The following is a 17,808-nucleotide window of genomic DNA, read 5'->3' on the forward strand; positions in this document are numbered from 1 at the left end:
GGGATGCGGACAAGTCGTCATCGGTTCGGGCGAATCGAATCGGTGGCGAAGTCGCCGAGGTCAACCCGCCTGGTCCGCTTCCAGAAGGCGATGCTCGTGTCCGGCCACAGCACGGTGTTACGGCCGGAGCGAGCGTCCTGGTAGTAGCTGCGGCAACCGCCTCGTTGCCACACGGTGTGCGACATACGCCCGTCGAGCCAGGAATTGAACCGGCGTTGGACGTCGGTGCGAACCTCCACTGTGTCCACGCCGCGGCGGTGCATGCGCTTGAGCAGGCTTACGATGTAGCGTGCCTGAGACTCGATCATGAACACTTGCGAATTGTGTCCGAGGGCCGAATTGGGTCCCACCATGGTGAACATGTTGGGAAATCCCGCCACTGCCGTCCCGAGAAACGCTTCGTTGCCATTTTTCCAGGCATCCTCGAGGCGTACGCCGTCGCGGCCGACGATGTCGATGCGCACCGAATTCTGAATATCGAAACCTGTTCCGTAGATGATGATGTCGGTGTCTCGCTCGATCCCGTCGCTGCCCGTGACGGTCGTCGCGGTTACCTTGCGGACGCTGCCGTTGACGACCGAAATGTTCTCGCGTTGTAGCGTGCGGTACCAGTGACTGGAGATCAGCAGCCGTTTGCATCCGATTTCATAGTCGGGAGTCAATTGCGCACGCAGCACTGGGTCCGGTACCTGCCGTTCGAGATACGATCGAGCCAGCGCGGCAGTTTTCTCCATCGCGACCGGGTCGTGTACGAAACCGGGCGCACGCTTCTCATGAATCCAGAACAACCGCGCGCGCTGATACCAACGGTAGGCCGGCACCCACCGTGAAAGGAATTTGTACCGCGGCTCCAACTCGCGGTCGGCCTTCGGCAGGATCCACGGAGCCGTTCGCTGATAGACGGTCATCTCGGCCACGTCTCCGGCGATGGCGGGCACGAATTGTATTGCGCTAGCGCCTGTTCCGATGACCGCGACCTTCTTACCGTGCAGGTCGACATCATGACGCCACTGCGCGGAGTGGAAGACCGGACCGCGGAAGTCCTCCAGCCCGGGCATCGGAGGCATCAGTGGATGGTGCAACGCCCCTACTGCGACGATCAGAAATCGAGAGAGATAGATGTGTCCGGCGCGTGTGGTCGTGACCCACAGTCGGCGGTCCTCGTGCCAGACTGCCGAGTCGACCCGCTCGTTGAATCGGATTCGGTCGGTCAGTCGCCTGCTCGCCGCAAAATCTTGCAGGTATTCAAGGATTTCCGGCTGGCTGGCGAACAAGCGGTTCCAGTCGGGCTTCTGCGCGAATGAGTAGGAATAGAGCGGTGAGGGGATGTCGCATCCACACCCGGGGTAGTTATTATCCCGCCAGGTACCGCCGAGTTCGTCGTGCGACTCCAGAATCCTGAACGACGTGTATCCCGCACGGTCGAGCAACGCCGCTATGCCAAGCCCGCTGAATCCGGAGCCGACAATGATCGCCTCGACTTCGGCAGTTTTGCAAGTTTGGTCCTCGACCAAAATGCTCGAATCGGCCTTCGCCATGTGTAGTAGTACTCCTTCCGCGATCGTGTCGATCGCTTGATCGACACGTTAGGGAGCATGGCCCGCCGCTGTCAATGGTGTCGATCGGATGATCGACATGGCCATTGACACGTGCTGTCCACATCGTTACGGTGTCGATCAAGTGATCGACACCGAGCTCGGCCGGCGAGCGCTTCGGCTACCTCCCGAGGTGGATAGGACAACCCAATGACCGCAGATTCGAATCCGGGCGCGAACCACGCGGCAACCCTGACCACCCCGCGGCGCGGCGCACGAGTACTGGTCACCGGCGCAGCGGGTGGGCTCGGCCGGCGCCTCATCGACCTGCTCGTCGCGTGCGGCTGCCGCACGGCGGGAGTCGACATGGTCGACGCACCGGACACCCGAGCCGATCTGCACCTGCAAGCTGACATCACCGACCCCGGTGCGGCCGCCGCGGCAGTGAACGAGGCCGTCGAAACGCTCGGCGGACTGGACTCGGTGATCGGTGCGGCGGGCATCGTCGACACGATCCATCGCGCAGCGACATTTCCAGCAGCAGACTTCCGGCGCGACGTGGAATCGAACCTGATGTCGCAAGTCTTCATTTCCCAAGCTGCGTATCCGGCTCTGCGCGAATCGAACACGGCGTCGATACTCTTCGTGTCCTCTGTCGCAGCCCAGGACGGCCTGCGCGGTCAGCTGTCGTATTCCGCCTCGAAAGCCGCGGTGCTGGGTCTGACGAAATCGCTCGCTACGGAGTGGTCCGATGACGGAATCCGGGTCAACGCAATCGCCCCCGGCCTGATCGCAACCCCCAAAGTGGTGGCCATGCCGGAGTCGGCGCGAACGCGGCTGCTGAGCACAGTCCCACTAGGGCGCGTAGCGACTCTAGACGAAGTATGTGGCTGCATGCTCTTCCTGCTTTCGCCAGCGGCAGGTTACATAACCGGGCAGATATTGCGGATAGACGGCGGGCAATCGCTCAATAGAGCCGGCCTGTACAAATGAACCACAGAACGACGCCCGCTACCTGCTGAGCCGTACGCGCGGTTCGGAAGTGCCGCGTGCGTCCACTGAACCGGTCGGCGCCGATCCCGGAGTGATCTCGACAGTGGCCTGCATCGTCGCGCGCGGTCAGCGGCGCGACCGCCTGGGAGCCACTGCGTTATGCGGTACGACGGGATACGACCCTTCGGTGCGTTCGTTGGGGCAAGCGACTTTTCGGAGAACGCTCTCGAACCCTGAACGTCCCGCATCTAGTTGACTGTACGGACGGTTGATAGCCTCGCGGCTGCTCCGCTCTGGTTGGTAACGGTGCAGTTCGGGGGGATGCTGGGCAACGTCGACAAAGCGACGTTCTTTGAACTAGCCAACCGTACGGTCAGTGTGGTCTACTATTGGCCATCGGCTCACAATGAGTCGCTCGTCACAGTGATGTGCGGACCGCATGGCAGAACTGGACGGCGGAGTCCTCGCGCATCATGAGCCGGATAGCAGGACCGAATGTTGACAATCCGCCATTCTTCGCTCGCCTTGGTGGCAGTCGGGGTGCTGTTGACCGCGATGGCGAGGGTTCGCCTTTTCGGGGCGGTGCGCATGACGACTGTGCTACCGAGAGGCACCTATGTTGCCGATGCAGCGGCACGATATGGGATTTCCTCTGTTTCGCCCCTGCCCCGCACTCAACTAGCGATCAACCGAAATTCCTGCGGCGCCTTTGCACGGCTGAAGGGGGCGGATCCAGGTCATTCGTCGGATCGGAGAATCAGGCATATGAATGTTTGTGGGATAGGAGATTCTCTTGAGATTTCATGAAATCCGATCAGATGCTTGCTGGTCTGCGCCTACATTCGGTCGAACCGAATGCGATGGAGAAACCTCCGGAGCCCACTTTCGGTCATTGAGAAAAGGAACAACACGATGGCGCGAGCATTTCTACGGGCCGGTATCGCCGCACTGATCACCTCTGTTCTAGCCCTGAGCGGGAACAGCACGGCCACGGCGGACAACCAATATCAGATCATCTCGACCTTCACGGCCGGTGTCCTCGCCGCCGTCTCGAACCCGGCGGCGCCGCCGGCGGGGGTGAACAACAACGATTGCAAGCTCACCGCGGCCCATCCGCGACCGGTCGTCCTCATTCAAGGCACGTTCGGCGCGATGAAGGACAACTGGGGTGCGCTCGGCCCGATCCTCGCGAACAACGGATACTGCGTGTTCTCCGTCGCGCTGACCAGCAACCCGAGCAACCTCGTGCAGACGGTGCAACCGCTACCGACGTCGGCGAATCAGGTCAAGGCATTGGTCGATCAGTTGATCACCAAGTACGGTCCAGAAACCAAGGTCGATCTCGTCGGACACTCCCAGGGCGGACTGATCGCGCTCTATGTGACGAAGGTGCTGAACTACGCATCGAAGGTGGGCACGGTCGTCGGGATGGGCGCTACCACCCACGGCAGCACCATCAGCGGCTTGGCCACTCTAGCCGCGTTGATCCCCGGTGCCGGCGAGCTCTTGGAAGCCGCCTGCCCGGCGTGCGCCGACCAGACGACGGACTCGACAGTGGTCAAAGTCGTGAACAACGGGCCGGTCACCAAGCCCGGCGTGTCCTACACCATGATCGGCACCAAGTACGACCTGCTGTCGACGCCGGCCTCGGCCACGTTCATCAACGAAGCCGGGGTCAACAACAAGTGGGTCCAGGACGCCTGCGGTCTCGATCTGGTGGACCACGGCCGCCTGCCGTACAACAACACAACCATCAGGCTGGTGCTCAATGCGTTGTCGCCGTCGACGGCGAAGAATGCCAACTGTGGGCTGGCGTGGCTGCCCGCAGTGCAGCAATCGTCCTAGAGAATCCTGATGCAGCGAATTCGCTCCGAGTCCGCTCGGGGCGAATTCCCCAAACTTCCAATACAGCTTCCTGTGAGATGTAGACGATGCCGGTGCTCGACCCCACGCACCGTTTGGTGATCGATGAGCCATTCTTGGCCCGATTGCTATTGCGGATAAGCGACCTGAAATCGAAACTCGTGACGACTGTCCTGCGATCCTTTCCTGCCTTGGATCAATTGCCTGATCGTCGTGTCGCCGACTGCTTCGCATCGGTGGCAGTCGAATTGTTCCTGTCGGCCATCAGGGCCATCGACGACGGGCGTGAGTTCACCGACGAGGAGATGGCCGGAGCAATCGCTCCTCTCGCCGAGTTGTGTGCCGAGGAACGGCTATCGGTGCGCACCTTGATAAGCGGCGGATTCGCGGTGACGATCGCAGTGTGGAACGAGGCGGCCAGTGTCGCACGGCCGGTCGACATGACCGACATGTTCGCGCTGAATCGATTGCTACTCGACTGTCTGGGCAGAGCCATGGCAATCCTGCTGGAGTCCCGGTCCCATTCCGAACGCCCTGGCGACGGCCTCGAACGTCAGGCCCGGCGGGCCCTGTGCGACGCGCTCGTCAGCGGCGCCCCGACCACGACGCTCGCCGTACAGGCCGACATGGTGGTGTCCGAGCGCTACGCGCTGATAGCGCTGCACGTGCGTCTCACCGAAGGGGTGGACCCGCAATATGTGAATTTCGAGCAGCGCAGGCGAATCGATCTTGTCCAGAATGAACTCGACCGGTTCGCGGGAACCGCTGCCCTGCATACCTTCGACGGTCGCGCCGGTGTGGTGCTGCTGCCGGCCGACGAGGTTGCGCCAGACCCCGCACGGCTTCTAGGCCTGGCCAGCTGCCTCACGGAGTGGCTCGGCGAACCGGTGATCATGATCGACTTCGGTGCGGTGTCGCTGGCCGGTCTTCCTGCTGCGGCGACGCAGGCTCTGGAGTTCGGTCAGCTGGCGGCAGGTCTGGAGCGTCCGCCCGGTGTCTACGGGACCGATGACCTGCTGCTGGAATACCAGTTGGTCCGGCCAGGAGTGGCACGCGATCGGCTCGCGGCGCGGATACGCCCGTTGATCGGCCAGAAACATCTGCTGGAAGCGCTCGAGGCCCACGTCCGGCACGGCTGGGATCGCCAGCGAGCCGCCGAGGAGATTCACTTGCATCCGAACAGCCTCACCTACCGGTTGCGCCGGATCGGCGACATCACCGGCCTCAATCCCTTGCATCCACACGAATCGCGAATGCTGGCCGCGGCGTTGATCATCCACCGCCTCTATCCGGCCGAGCGCCCGGCATGAAATAGCACGCGATACCTCCGGCTCGGCGATTGCCGGTGTCTGCCCCATCGGCCGACTCGCACGCCCCTGTTACCGGCAAGCTCGCAATCTTCCAGCGACACAAGACAGAACAAAGGATCTCAGGTGCAATCCAACGACCACAAGAACTCCGATCAGGACCAACCGGATATGGCGGCGTTCATTGTCGAACCCGGATTCCGTATGGGGCGGCGACTTCCGCGCATCCTGGCGGTCGCGGTGCTGTTGCCGCTCACCGTCGCCGTGGTGGTCGCGCTCGAATCCCGGGACGACGGCAGAGTGGCCGATGTCGAGGCGTCGTCGTCCACGACCGGAGAGTCCACCACGCAGCTTGTTTCGGCCTGGGCGCTCGATGGCGCGAACAATGGTGCGGCCCAGCCATATTCGGAAACACCGGCCGATGTTCCGGTTCCCGGTGACGGGTCCGAGCCGATATCGGATCCGTATCCCGATGGCGACGAGCCAATGGTCGACACCTCCACCGAGCTGACCACCAGCGACACCCCGGTCACCACGACCGAAATCCCCGTCACGATCACGGATACGCCGATTGTCACCACTACCGACGCGCCGAGCCTCTCGGTCAGTCTGAGCGCGAGCGCAAGCCTGAGCATCGGCCCGCTGGTACCGGCAACCGTGTACCCGTCGGTGGTTTCGACCACCAACTCCGGCACCACACCGTCCACCGTCACGGTCGTGCTCACTCCGAGCGTGACCACCGTGGTGATGACGCCCACGGTCACCACGACGCCGGTTGTCGCGACCACCTCCGCGGTCACCACGACTCGGGTCGTGCCTACCAGGCCGAGCGTTACGCTGACACCCACTGCCCCAACGACATTGACCGTGACGACCGCGAAGCCTGGAACACCCAGCAGGACGACAACTGCCACGCTCTCGGTCACCACGACCCGCTGCGCACCGCCCGCCGGGACGGCCGTGTCGACACCGCGTTCCGGCCGCCCCTGCGGCTAGGTGAGGAATGCGAAAGATTCTCGGCACCAGCGAATTCCGGCTCGCCCGTGTGGCGATGCTGGTCTCGGCGGTCGCTGTGACCGTCACGGGCTGTGGCCTGGCCTCCGATCACACCTCGGCCCCGCCCGGTTCCGGCGGCCCGGTCCCGGGCATACGGTTGGAGGCGGTCGAACACAAACTCGACCAGCTGCAGAATTGGGCCCGCCCCCGCGCGGACAGGTTCGCCATCCCCCTGCGCGCCTTGCAGGCGTACGGCTACGCCACCGTTGTGCTGGCGAAGGCGCAGCCGAACTGCCACCTCGGCTGGACCACCCTGGCCGGGATCGCGCGTGTGGAAAGCAATCACGCTCGTTTCGGCGGCGCGTCCATCGCCGCCGACGGGTCGGTGCGCCCGGTGATCCGCGGCGTCGCCCTCGACGGCACCGGAGGCAATGCCGTCATCGTCGACCCCTCGGCCACCGCCCGCACCGGCAAAACGGTCTCCGCCCGAGCGATGGGTCCGTTCCAGTTCATCCCGGACACCTGGGCCCGCTGGGGTATTCGCGCCGATGCCGACTACAGCATCATCGCCGCGGCGCTCGAATCCGGCAAACCTGTTCCGGCGAAGTCCCTTTCGGGAAGCCCCGACAATATCGACGACGCCGCCGTAGCTGCCGGCCGCTACCTGTGCGCGGCGGGCGGCGACCTCGCCACGGCCACCGGCTGGCGGCAGGCCATCCTGGCCTACAACCAGTCGAGCGTCTACGTCGATCAGGTCCGCGCCGCCGCCAGCCGCTACGACGCCTGACCCGGCACACGCTGCTCGTCGCTGTCACCACAGAGTGTGCGGAGCTGGAGCGCGCCATGACCGAGGCCGAGCCGTACCCCGGAGTGGAAGCCAGAGCACGGCTCGGTCTCTGCTGTCAGTCGCGAAGCGACGTCGGCACCTGGAATCGGTCACCGTACTTCGCGGCGAGCTCGTCGGCACGCCGGACGAACGCGGCCTTGCCCTCGCCGGCGTAGCCGACGATGAACTGGTGCACACCGCCGGTCCATGCTGGATAGCCGATCCCGAACAGCGAGCCGATATTGGCGTCGGCCGACGTGGTGAGCACGCCCTCATCGAAGCATTTCTGGGTTTCGATGGCCTCGATGAACAGCATGCGGTCGATGAGATCGCGGATCGGCACGGTCTCGCCCGCGATCGTGTTGTAATGCGTGCGCAGGCCGGGCCACAACCTCACCCGCTTGCCGCTGTCGTCGTACTCGTAGAAGCCCGCTTTCTCGAGCCGGCCGGGCCGGCCCTGCTCCAGCATGAATTCCATGACGCGATGGGCGGGATGATCCGACGGCAACGTCGTGCCGCCGCGTTCCGCGGCCGCGCGGGCCTCGAGCGTGACCTTGTGCATGAGTTTCAAGTTGAGCTCGTCGGCGAGTTGCAGTGGGGGAGCCGGATAGCCGGCTTGTGCACCCGCCTGGTCGATGGTCGCCGGCTCGATACCTTCGGCCAGCATTGCGATCGCCTCCTGGATGAAGGTGATGATGACACGTGAGGTGAAGAATCCATGGCTGTCGTTGACGACGATCGGCGTCTTGCGGATCGACAGGGTGTAGTCGATCACGCGGGCCAGTGCTTCGTCGGACGTCTTCTCGCCCTTGATGATTTCGATCAGCGGCATCTTGTCGACCGGGGAGAAGAAGTGGACGCCGATGAAGTCCTGCTGGCGCTTCACTCCGGTCGCGAGGCTGGTGATCGGCAGGGTGGAGGTGTTGGAACCAAGGAGCGCGTCTGGCTCGACGATGTCCTCGATCTCCTGGAACACCCGGTGCTTGAGCTCAGAGTTCTCGAAGACCGCCTCGATGACGAAGTCGACGCCGGCGAAGTCGGTTGCCGATGCTGTCGGAGTGATGCGGTCCAGCAGCGCTTTCGACTTCTCCTCGGTGGTCGTGCCCCGGGCGAGGGCCTTGGTTTCAAGCTTCTCGCTGTAGGCCTTACCGCGTTCGGCGGCTTCGACCGTGACGTCCTTGAGGACGACGTCGTAGCCGGCCTGTGCGGAGACGTAGGCGATGCCCGCACCCATCATGCCCGCGCCGAGCACGCCGATCTTCCGGATCTCGCGCTTGGCGATGCCCTTGGGGCGGGAGCCGCCATTGTTGATCGACTGTAGGTCGAGGAAGAACGCCTGCATCATGTTCTTCGCGACCGGACCTGTCACCAGGGAGACGAAGTAGCGTGACTCGATCAGCGACGCGTCCTCGAAACCGACCTGTGCACCCTCGACCGCGGCCGCCATGATGGCGCGCGGTGCGGGCATGTTGGTGCCTTTGAGCTGCTTGCGCAGGTTAGCCGGGTACGCGGGCAGGCTCGCCGCGAGCGCTGGCGATGACGGATCGCCGCCCGGGAGCTGAAAGCGCTTGGCATCCCAGGGCTGCACGCATTTGTCCGGGTTCGCCTTGATCCAGGCCTTGGCGGCGGGCACGAGCTCCTCGACCGAGCCGACCAGTTCGTCGACGAGGCCGATTTCCTTCGCCTTGGCCGGGCTGTTGCGCTGTCCCTGCAGCAGCACACCCATCAGTGCGTTCTGGATGCCCAGCATCCGAACGGTGCGGGTGATACCACCGCCCGCCGGCAGCAGCCCGAGCGTGACCTCGGGCAGACCTATCTGGCTGCCCTTCACTTCGGCCGCGATGCGATGGTGACAGGCGAGTGCGATCTCGAGGCCGCCGCCGAGGGCCGCGCCGTTGATTGCCGCGACGACGGGCTTGCCGAGCAGTTCGAGCCGCCGCACCGTGCCCTTGATCTCATCGAGCTCATCCATCACGGCCTGCGCTTGGTCCGGGGTTGTCCGGATCATGTCCTTGATATCTCCGCCGGCGAAGAAGGTCTTCTTCGCCGAGGTGAGCACGACGCCGGTGATGTCGTCTTTTTCCACTTCGAGCCGATCGACAGTGGCGGTCATCGACGCCTTGTACAAGGCGTTCATAGTGTTGGCGCTCTGGTTCGGGTCGTCCATGGTCAGCACTACGATGCCGTCGGCGTCCCGGTCCCAACCGATCATGTTCTCTGTCATGGCGAATCAAACCCTCTCGATGATCGTCGCGACGCCCATGCCGCCCGCGACGCACAGCGTGATCAGTGCGTATCTGCCGTTTCGCCGTTCGAGCTCGTCGATCATGGTGCCGGTGATCATCGCGCCGGTGGCGCCGAGCGGGTGGCCCATCGCGATCGCGCCACCGTTGACGTTGAGCTTCTCGTCCGGGATGTTCAGATCCTTTTGATACTTGAGGACGACGGCGGCGAACGCCTCGTTGATCTCGAACAGGTCGATGTCGTCGACAGTCAGTCCCGCGAGGGCGAGCACCTTCTCGGTGGCCGGCGTCGGACCGGTCAGCATGATGGTCGCGTCGGCGCCGCTGGTCGCGGTCGCCACCACACGGGCACGCGGTGTCAGGCCCGAGGCCTGCCCGGCTTCCTCGGAACCGAGCAGAACCAGCGCGGCTCCGTCGACGATGCCTGAGCTGTTGCCGCCGTGGTGCACGTGGTCGATTCGCTCCACCCAGTGATATTTCTGCAGCGCCACCGCGTTGAAACCACCCGTCTCGGCGAGCGCGGCGAAGGACGGCTTCAGCTTCCCGAGATCCGCGACCGTCGTGCCGGAACGCATGTGCTCGTCGTGGTCGAGCACGACCAGACCGTTGACATCCTTGACCGGAACTACGCTCTTGTCGAAGTAGCCGCCGGTCCACGCCGCGCTGGCGAGCTCCTGCGAGCGCACCGCATAGGCATCGACGTCCTCGCGGCTGAAGCCTTCCATGGTGGCAACCAGATCGGCACTGATGCCCTGCGGCACGAAACCGATATCGTAGTTGGTCGCCGGGTCGGCCAAGATGGCCCCGCCGTCCGAGCCCATCGGGACCCGCGACATGGACTCGACACCACCGGCGAGCACGAGATCGTCGAAGCCCGAACGGACCTTCTGCGCGGCTAGGTTGACTGTCTCGAGGCCCGATCCGCAGAAACGGTTCAGCTGCACGCCGCCCACCGTGTTCGGCATCTTCGCCGCCAGTACCGCGGTGCGCGCGATATCCCCGCCCTGGTCTCCGATCGGGGAGACGACCCCGAGCAGGACGTCGGAGATGCGATCCTCGTCCAGGTCGGGGAATCGGTTCCGGAGTTCCTCGATCAGCCCGACGACAAGATCGACCGGCTTCACCGAATGCAGCGAACCCTTTTTGACCTTGCCGCGTGGCGTACGTAGCGCCTCGAATATGAATGCCTCGGTCGGCATGTCGTCGTTCCTTTCGTGATGCCTCTCTACCGAGCGCTCGTGGCGGCTCCGTGGGGGAGGGCGGAGCGACATCCTCCGCAGCGCTGCGGCAGCAAGGTAGGGGTCGGAGGCGATGCTAACAGAGTGACTGTACGGACGGTCAAGATTGCGAGGAGATGCATCGGCGCCTCGTGGGCTGCAAGGTCTGTTGCTTGCCTCGGTATGGAGCGTGCAGTCGTTCGGGTGGAGTTGCGGCGCCACTCTGCATCGACTGTGTACGAGCGGTCAGTAGTGGTGTGTCGCTCGGGGCGCATCGGGATGGTCTGAAGAAGGTGTGATGAACCAAGCGCAACCTCGTGTGCGGCATTTCAGCGCACTGTCGCCGGCGCTGCAGCTTGTCGAGCTTCCCGGTCGAACGGGTGCGGGGACGAGCCGTGCCCCCGGAAGAGTCCGGCAAGTGGCTATTGACTGTACGAGCGGTCAGTATCGTATGATGTGTGAGGTGCACACGAATCTCGAAAGGTGTGGCAACGTGGCCTCTTTCTCCAGCGCGCCCGCTCGTTCCGGTAGCGCGTCATGACATCGATTCGCACACGTGCGGCGGTATTGCGCACCGCCGACGGTCCCTTCCGGATCGAGGATGTCGAGCTCGACGCACCCGGGTACGGTCAGGTGCTCGTTCGTGTCGCCGGAACCGGCATGTGCCACAGCGACTTTCTGCCCCGCACTCCTATGTGCAAGCCGCCGATAATCACGGGGCACGAGGGTGCGGGCGAGGTCATCGCCCTGGGGCCCGGCGTCACCGGCCTCGCGGTGGGCGATCATGTGGTGCTGTCCTTCGACTTCTGCGGTACCTGCCGCAATTGCCTCGATGCCCAGCCTGCCTACTGCGAATCCTTCTGGCCTCGCAATATGTCCGGCTACCGCCCGGGTCGGCCGACCACGGTGCGGGATGCCGCCGGGGAGCCGGTCATGGGCAAATGGTTCGGCCAGTCGTCGTTCGCCGAACTCAGCGTGGTGCCGGCGCGCAACGCGATCAAGGTCGATCCGGCACTGCCGCTCGAGCTGCTGGGTCCATTGTCGTGCGGCATATTGACCGGCGCGGGTTCGGTTTTCACCTCGCTGGGGGTCGGCGCCGGAGATTCGCTGGCGGTATTCGGCACCGGCACGGTTGGCCTGTCTGCCGTCATGGCGGCCAAAGTAGCGGGGGCCACCACCATCGTCGCGGTCGACCGCAATCCGGATCGGCTGCGCCTGGCCGAAAAGCTCGGGGCCACACATACTTTCAGCGCCGATACCGACAAGCTGGCCGAGGCTGTCAAGGCGCTCGTCCCTGGCGGCCTGGACTTCTCCCTGGACACCACGGGAGTGCCGGAGGTGGTGTCGACCGCCATCGACGTTCTGCGCCTGCGCGGGGTGTGCGGATGCGTCGGCGTGCAGCTGAAGCCGCTGGTGGTCCGCCCGGACCAATTGGCGTTCGGCCGCACGGTCAAGGGCATCCTTGAAGGCGACAGCGTGCCGAAGTTGTTGATTCCCAAGCTGATCGAGTTATGGCGGCAGGATCGCTTTCCGTTCCACGAACTGATCGAACTCTTCCCGCTCGCGCGTATCGACGCCGCCGAGCAGGCCATGAAATCCGGTGCGGTGATCAAACCCGTGCTGGTCCCAGGAAAGGACACCCCATGACGGTGGATTACGGCTCGCTGTACATCGGAGGGGCGTGGACCCGACCGTCGTCGGGGGAGCGGATCGAGGCGTATTCGGCGAGCACCGAGGAACTGCTGGGCAGTGTGCCCGCCGCCGGCCCGGCCGATATCGACGCCGCGGTGGCTGCCGCGCGCCGGGCCTTCGACGATCCGCATGGCTGGGCCACCTGGGAACCGGCGTGGCGGGCGGACTACGTGGAGCGCTTCGCGGCCGAATTGCTCGCTCGCAGTGATGAAATGGTGCGTCGGGTCAGCATGCAGAACGGCATGCCGATCCGCTTCGGCAAGCCGGTCGAGGGCGCTGTTCCCGCGACGATGCTGCGCTACTACGCCGAGCTCGTTCGGCAGCTACCCGCCAGCGAGGTGCGTCGATCGCTGGTCGCCGGCACGACCGAGGTGCGTCGTGAACCGCTCGGCGTGGTCGGTGCGATCGTGCCGTGGAACTTCCCGCAGACCCTGGCCTTCTTCAAGATCGCGCCCGCGCTGGCCGCCGGATGCACTGTCGTGATGAAACCGTCGTCGGAGACCGTACTCGACGCCATGTTGGTCGCCGAGGCCGCCGCCGCGGCGGACTTGCCTGCGGGCGTGCTGAATATCGTTCCGGGCGCGGGACGCACGGCGGGTGCGCACCTGGTGGCCCACCCGGGCGTGGACAAGATCGCGTTCACCGGGTCCACCGATGCCGGGCGCGCGATCGCGGAAACCTGTGGGCGGCTGCTGAAGCCGGTCACTCTCGAACTCGGCGGCAAGTCGGCGGCACTTATCCTCGACGATGCCGACCTCTCGGCCGTGATCCCGAATCTGTTCGCGGCCAGCCTGATGAACCAGGGCCAGAGCTGCTACATCTGCACCCGCATTCTCGCGCCGCGCCGCCGCTACGGCGAGGTCGTGGACGCGCTGAGCGATATGGTGCGCGCACTGAGAATCGGTGACCCCCTGGACCGTTCGACGGTTATCGGGCCGGTGGCCAGCGCCGGACAGCGGGAAATCATCGAGGGCTACATCGCCAAGGGCAAGGCCGAAGGCGGACGAATCACAGTCGGCGGCGGACGTCCCGCCGGGTTCGACCGTGGCTGGTATGTCGAGCCGACCGTGTTCGCGGACGTGGACAACAGCGCCACCATCGGGCGCGAGGAAATCTTCGGTCCGGTGCTCGCGGTCATCCCGTTCGACAGCGACGCGGATGCGGTGCGCCTGGCCAATGACTCGCCCTACGGTCTCGGCGGCACGGTGTGGACCTCCGACGTGGAACGCGGTGCGGCACTTGCCCGCCGGGTGCAGACCGGCAGCATCGGTGTCAACGGCTACACCATGGACCACGGTGCGCCCTTCGGTGGTGTGAAGGACAGCGGTCTGGGCCGTGAGCTCGGCCCCGAGGGTCTTTCTGCCTATCAGCAGTACAAGTCGATCTATCTGCCCTGATGAGCCCGGCGACAGGTGAAGGACCAATCGTCATGACCGAAATCAGCGCCGAACCACGGGGTTCGGCTGAACTCGAGGTCGTCAACCCGGCGACGGGAGTCCGCATCGGCACCGCGCCGGTGCTGGACGCCGCCGAGGTGGCCGCCCTCGCCGAGCGTGGGCGAAAGGCTCAACTCGCCTGGCAGGCACTGGGTTTCGATGGCCGCGCGGTGGTGTTCCGCCGTATGCAGCAGTGGATGGCCGACCATGCCGATGAAATCCTGGAAGCGGTGCAGGCCGAGACCGGCCGGGTTTTCGAGGACAGCGTGCTCGAATTGGCGTATCCGCTGACCGCGCTGGGCCATTGGGCGGACAATTCCGGAAAGTACTTGCGTAGCAAGCGAATCGCACAGACATCGCCGTTCGTGCTGGGTAAGAAGATGCGCGCGCACTATGTGCCGCACGGCCTGGTGGGAATCATCGCGCCATGGAACTTTCCGATCACCATCGGATTCGGGGATTCCATTCCCGCGCTGGCCGCCGGGAATGCGGTGATCCTGAAACCCTCGGAAATCACCCCGCTGTCCATCGAGATCGTCCGGCGCGGTCTCATCGAATGCGGTATGCCGCGCGCGGTCTTCCAGGTCGCGACCGGTGCCGGCGCAACCGGTGCCGCCGTGGTCGATGTCGTGGACATGGTCATGTTCACCGGGTCGACGGCGACCGGTCGCAAGATCGGCGCACAGGCCGCGCAACGGCTGATCCCGGTCTCGCTGGAACTCGGCGGCAAGGATCCGATGATCGTGCTGGCGGACGCCAATATCGAACGTGCCGCCAATCTCGCGGTGTTCGGGGCGAACGTCAACAGTGGTCAGGTGTGTCTGTCCACCGAGCGCTTCTACGTCGAAGCGCCGGTGTACGACGAATTCGTCGCTCGCGTCGTGGCGAAGGTGAAAGCGCTGCGGCAGGGTGTGCCCGTCGCACCGGGCGCGGTCGATGTCGGCGCGATCATCACCGAGGCGCAGGTCGGGATCATCGATGCGCAGGTCCGTGATGCGCAGGCCAAGGGCGCGCGGGTGCTGGTGGGTGGAAAGCCCGTCACCGATGGTCCGGGCCGCTTCTATCAGCCGACCGTGCTGGTGGGCGTGGATCATTCGATGACCTGTATGACAGAGGAAACCTTCGGGCCGCTGATCCCCATCATGAAGGTCGCCGACGCGGAGGAAGCCGTGCGGCTGGCCAATGACTCGAAATACGGTCTCGCCGCGACGATCATGACCCGGGACCACAAGCGCGGAGAGCGGCTGGCCCGGCGGATCGAGGCCGGCTCGGTCTCGGTCAACGACATGCTGACCCACTGTTTCGCACTCGGCCTGCCGATGGGCGGGGTCAAGACCTCCGGCATCGGGACCCGCCACGGTGCGGACGGCATCCGCAAGTTCTGTAAGAAGCAAGCGGTGCTGGTCGCGCGCTCGTTCCCGAACCGGGACGTGCACTTCTATCCGACCGATGCGCGGATCTCACCCAAGCTGCTCAAAGCCGTCCAGTTGCTGTACGGCACGGCGGGCAAGGTCGCGAATTTGCGGCCCCGCGCACGGCTGGCCGCCCGCAAGGTGAGTCGAATCGACTGACCTACACCGTGATTGGTGAACATCTCGCGCCCTCGGCGCATGGAAACAGGCACTGTATACAAGGGAGTTACAGCATGCCCAGAAGCCTCTGCGGCCAGACTCTGCGGTTCGCGCCGGAGAATTACGCGTTCGGACCGTTCCGGCATCCCGTTCCCCGCAGCCGGTCGATCATTCTGTCGGCCGACGGCACCGCCCTGCACGTCCGCGAATACGGCGACCCCGCCGCGGAACCGATTGTGCTGGTGCACGGCTGGGCGGCGGCGATCGAATTCTGGAACGCGCAGATCAACGAGCTATCCGGGGCGTACCGGGTGATCGCCTTCGATCAACGCGGCCACGGTCGCAGCGAAGCCGGGTGGCGGGCCTACAGCGCCGATGTCCTGGCAGAGGACCTCGCCGCGGTGCTGGAGGCGACCGTGGACCCCGCGCTGCCCGCCACGCTGGTGGGTCACAGCATGGGTGGCGCCACCATTCTCGCCTGGGCGCAACGGTTTCCCGAGCTGGTGGGACGGTACGCGGTGTCGGCGCTGCTGGCCAATACCGCGACCGGTCTGTCCGAAGGGCGTGCGGGAATGTCGCGACGGCAGGATTTCGGCACCCGGCTGCTCACCTCGGCGGCGGTTGCGCCGCTGCCCGCCCCGCCTCGGTTTCTGACCCGGTCGCTGTACCGCAGGCTCGCGCTGACGTCCGCCGCATCGCCCGAGCTGGTGGAGTTCGGGCAGCGCATCAGTAACAGCTGCTCGCCGCGTGTCCGCAGCCGCTGGGCGAAAGTCCTGCAGAGCGTGGAGCTTTCCGCCGGCGTGCGGGCATTGCAGGTGCCGACCACGGTCCTCTACGGACTGCGGGACGGCCTGCTGCCGCCGAGCGAGTCTATGCGCACGGCGGAGCTGGTCCGGGCCGAGGGCCAGCTGGAGCGAGTCGTCGAACTGCCGGACAGCGGGCACGCCAGCAATATGCAGGCGATCGAGGAATTCAATGCCGAGATCATCCACCTGCGCGAAATGTGGAGCCGCCCAGTGGGTTTGACGGGATGGTGACGTGAGGGGCGTGAGGGAGAGATGACCGTTCGGATGATCAGCGGGTGGACCGAGATCGTCGATCTGCCCGCGCTCGGCCGGTGGATGGATGCGCAGGGACTGCCCGAGGGGGAGATCACCGACCTCGCTCCGCTGGGCGGCGGCACACAGAACGTCATGTTGCGGTTCGCACGCGGCGACCGTGACTATGTCATGCGCCGCGCGCCGAAACATCCCCGGCCGGCGAGCAATGCGGTGCTGCGCCGGGAGGCGCGACTGCTCGGCGCGCTGCGGGACACCGATGTGATCGCACCACGGGTGATCGCGGCCTGCACGGACGAATCCATGCTGGGTGGCTCGGTGTTCTATCTGATGGAACCGGTGGACGGCTTCAATCCGGGTACGGAATTGCCCGACCTGCATGCCGGTGACGGGTCGGTGCGGCACTCGATGGTGCTGTCGGCAGTGGAGGGCATCGCCAAGCTCGGCAACGTCGACTACGCAGCCTTGGGCTTGGCCGATTTCGGCAAGCCCGACGGTTTTGTGGAGCGCCAGGTGTCGCGGTGGCTGCGCGAGCTCGAGGGCTACCGTAGGAACGACGACTACGCCGGACCGGATATCCCGCATCTGGACAGCGTCGCGCGGTGGCTGGAGAACAACCTGCCGCGCAGTTGGCGTCCCGGCATCATGCACGGCGACTGCCACCTGGCCAACATGATGTTCCATTGGGACGGGCCGGAGTTGGCGGCCATGGTCGACTGGGAGATGTCCACCATCGGTGATCCCCTCCTGGATCTGGGCTGGCAGATCGCCACCACCCCGGCCGGTGCGGCGGGCGCCGCGGTGACCCCGGCGCTGGCCGCCGCCGGGGGAGTACCGACCGCCGCGGAGATGGTCGAGCACTACGCGAAGTTCTCCGATCGGGATCTGAGCGCGATCACCTGGTACACCGTGCTCGCGGGATTCAAGCTGGGAATCATCCTGGAGGGCACGTATGCCCGCGCCGCGGCGGGCAAAGCGCCCCGGGAGATCGGCGACAAACTGCATGGGATCACCGTGCAGTTGTTCGCCGAGGCGGCCGCACTCCTCGAGTGAGGCCGATTAGCGTCGTGT

At 65.0% G+C, this 17,808-nt stretch carries 13 protein-coding genes; 10 read left to right on the forward strand and 3 right to left on the reverse strand.

Annotated elements, in window-relative coordinates; translation table 11 throughout:
* Window positions 1-17: 17 nt before the first annotated feature.
* Complete coding sequence (locus ON39_RS15105; RefSeq protein ID WP_051186638.1) at window positions 18-1,538, reverse strand: flavin-containing monooxygenase; 1,521 nt, start codon at window positions 1,536-1,538, stop codon at window positions 18-20.
* 207 nt (window positions 1,539-1,745) lie between these two features.
* On the opposite strand from ON39_RS15105, the gene ON39_RS15110 reads away from it, so the two are divergent.
* The 5 genes from ON39_RS15110 to ON39_RS15130 all read left to right on the forward strand — a co-directional run bounded on the left by ON39_RS15110 (window position 1,746) and on the right by ON39_RS15130 (window position 7,481).
* Window positions 1,746-2,528, forward strand: a complete 783-nt coding sequence (locus tag ON39_RS15110; RefSeq protein ID WP_051186639.1) for an SDR family NAD(P)-dependent oxidoreductase — start codon at window positions 1,746-1,748, stop codon at window positions 2,526-2,528.
* An 822-nt stretch (window positions 2,529-3,350) separates the two neighbouring features.
* Window positions 3,351-4,373, forward strand: a complete 1,023-nt coding sequence (locus ON39_RS15115; RefSeq protein ID WP_146251309.1) for an esterase/lipase family protein — start codon at window positions 3,351-3,353, stop codon at window positions 4,371-4,373.
* A gap of 86 nt (window positions 4,374-4,459) precedes the next feature.
* Window positions 4,460-5,701, forward strand: a complete 1,242-nt coding sequence (locus tag ON39_RS15120) for a PucR family transcriptional regulator (protein WP_040734679.1) — start codon at window positions 4,460-4,462, stop codon at window positions 5,699-5,701.
* A 123-nt stretch (window positions 5,702-5,824) separates the two neighbouring features.
* Window positions 5,825-6,694: a hypothetical protein gene (locus ON39_RS15125; protein ID WP_040734680.1), complete on the forward strand. Its 870-nt coding sequence runs from the start codon at window positions 5,825-5,827 to the stop codon at window positions 6,692-6,694.
* A gap of 7 nt (window positions 6,695-6,701) precedes the next feature.
* Window positions 6,702-7,481 carry a lysozyme family protein gene (locus ON39_RS15130; protein WP_040734681.1) on the forward strand — a complete coding sequence of 260 codons (780 nt, stop codon included), beginning with the start codon at window positions 6,702-6,704 and terminating at the stop codon, window positions 7,479-7,481.
* A gap of 115 nt (window positions 7,482-7,596) precedes the next feature.
* Here the strand turns inward: ON39_RS15130 and ON39_RS15135 are convergent, their stop codons facing one another.
* The gene (locus ON39_RS15135; protein WP_040734682.1) at window positions 7,597-9,744 is read right to left on the reverse strand and encodes a 3-hydroxyacyl-CoA dehydrogenase NAD-binding domain-containing protein; all 2,148 of its coding nucleotides are present in this window, start codon (window positions 9,742-9,744) and stop codon (window positions 7,597-7,599) included.
* A gap of 6 nt (window positions 9,745-9,750) precedes the next feature.
* Window positions 9,751-10,962, reverse strand: a complete 1,212-nt coding sequence (locus ON39_RS15140; RefSeq protein ID WP_040734683.1) for an acetyl-CoA C-acetyltransferase — start codon at window positions 10,960-10,962, stop codon at window positions 9,751-9,753.
* A 585-nt stretch (window positions 10,963-11,547) separates the two neighbouring features.
* Here ON39_RS15140 and ON39_RS15145 point away from each other — a divergent pair.
* From ON39_RS15145 to ON39_RS15165, 5 genes are all read left to right on the forward strand, one after another.
* Window positions 11,548-12,627: an NAD(P)-dependent alcohol dehydrogenase gene (locus ON39_RS15145; RefSeq protein WP_246003123.1), complete on the forward strand. Its 1,080-nt coding sequence runs from the start codon at window positions 11,548-11,550 to the stop codon at window positions 12,625-12,627.
* Complete coding sequence (locus tag ON39_RS15150; RefSeq protein WP_040734684.1) at window positions 12,624-14,069, forward strand: aldehyde dehydrogenase; 1,446 nt, start codon at window positions 12,624-12,626, stop codon at window positions 14,067-14,069. The genes ON39_RS15145 and ON39_RS15150 overlap by 4 nt, the downstream gene beginning before the upstream one ends.
* Before the next feature lie 32 nt (window positions 14,070-14,101).
* Entirely contained in the window at window positions 14,102-15,679 is a 1,578-nt protein-coding gene (locus tag ON39_RS15155; RefSeq protein WP_051186642.1) for an aldehyde dehydrogenase family protein, read from the forward strand.
* A gap of 74 nt (window positions 15,680-15,753) precedes the next feature.
* On the forward strand, window positions 15,754-16,716 hold the full coding sequence (locus tag ON39_RS15160) for an alpha/beta fold hydrolase (protein WP_051186643.1): 963 nt from the start codon (window positions 15,754-15,756) through the stop codon (window positions 16,714-16,716).
* Window positions 16,717-16,737: 21 nt separating this feature from the next.
* Window positions 16,738-17,790, forward strand: a complete 1,053-nt coding sequence (locus tag ON39_RS15165; RefSeq protein WP_085998186.1) for a phosphotransferase family protein — start codon at window positions 16,738-16,740, stop codon at window positions 17,788-17,790.
* Window positions 17,791-17,808 lie beyond the last annotated feature (18 nt).

The sequence above is a fragment of the Nocardia tenerifensis NBRC 101015 genome (assembly GCF_000308715.1).
GTDB lineage: Bacteria > Actinomycetota > Actinomycetes > Mycobacteriales > Mycobacteriaceae > Nocardia > Nocardia tenerifensis.

What these genes read in the sequence shown, in the direction of transcription:
- ON39_RS15105 (WP_051186638.1), bottom strand. Translation starts at nt 1,538, where the DNA reads ATGGCGAAGGCCGATTCGAGCATTTTGGTCGAGGACCAAACTTGCAAA.
- ON39_RS15110 (WP_051186639.1), top strand. Translation starts at nt 1,746, where the DNA reads ATGACCGCAGATTCGAATCCGGGCGCGAACCACGCGGCAACCCTGACC.
- ON39_RS15120 (WP_040734679.1), top strand. Translation starts at nt 4,460, where the DNA reads ATGCCGGTGCTCGACCCCACGCACCGTTTGGTGATCGATGAGCCATTC.
- ON39_RS15130 (WP_040734681.1), top strand. Translation starts at nt 6,702, where the DNA reads ATGCGAAAGATTCTCGGCACCAGCGAATTCCGGCTCGCCCGTGTGGCG.
- ON39_RS15135 (WP_040734682.1), bottom strand. Translation starts at nt 9,744, where the DNA reads ATGACAGAGAACATGATCGGTTGGGACCGGGACGCCGACGGCATCGTA.
- ON39_RS15140 (WP_040734683.1), bottom strand. Translation starts at nt 10,962, where the DNA reads ATGCCGACCGAGGCATTCATATTCGAGGCGCTACGTACGCCACGCGGC.
- ON39_RS15150 (WP_040734684.1), top strand. Translation starts at nt 12,624, where the DNA reads ATGACGGTGGATTACGGCTCGCTGTACATCGGAGGGGCGTGGACCCGA.
- ON39_RS15155 (WP_051186642.1), top strand. Translation starts at nt 14,102, where the DNA reads ATGACCGAAATCAGCGCCGAACCACGGGGTTCGGCTGAACTCGAGGTC.
- ON39_RS15160 (WP_051186643.1), top strand. Translation starts at nt 15,754, where the DNA reads ATGCCCAGAAGCCTCTGCGGCCAGACTCTGCGGTTCGCGCCGGAGAAT.
- ON39_RS15165 (WP_085998186.1), top strand. Translation starts at nt 16,738, where the DNA reads ATGACCGTTCGGATGATCAGCGGGTGGACCGAGATCGTCGATCTGCCC.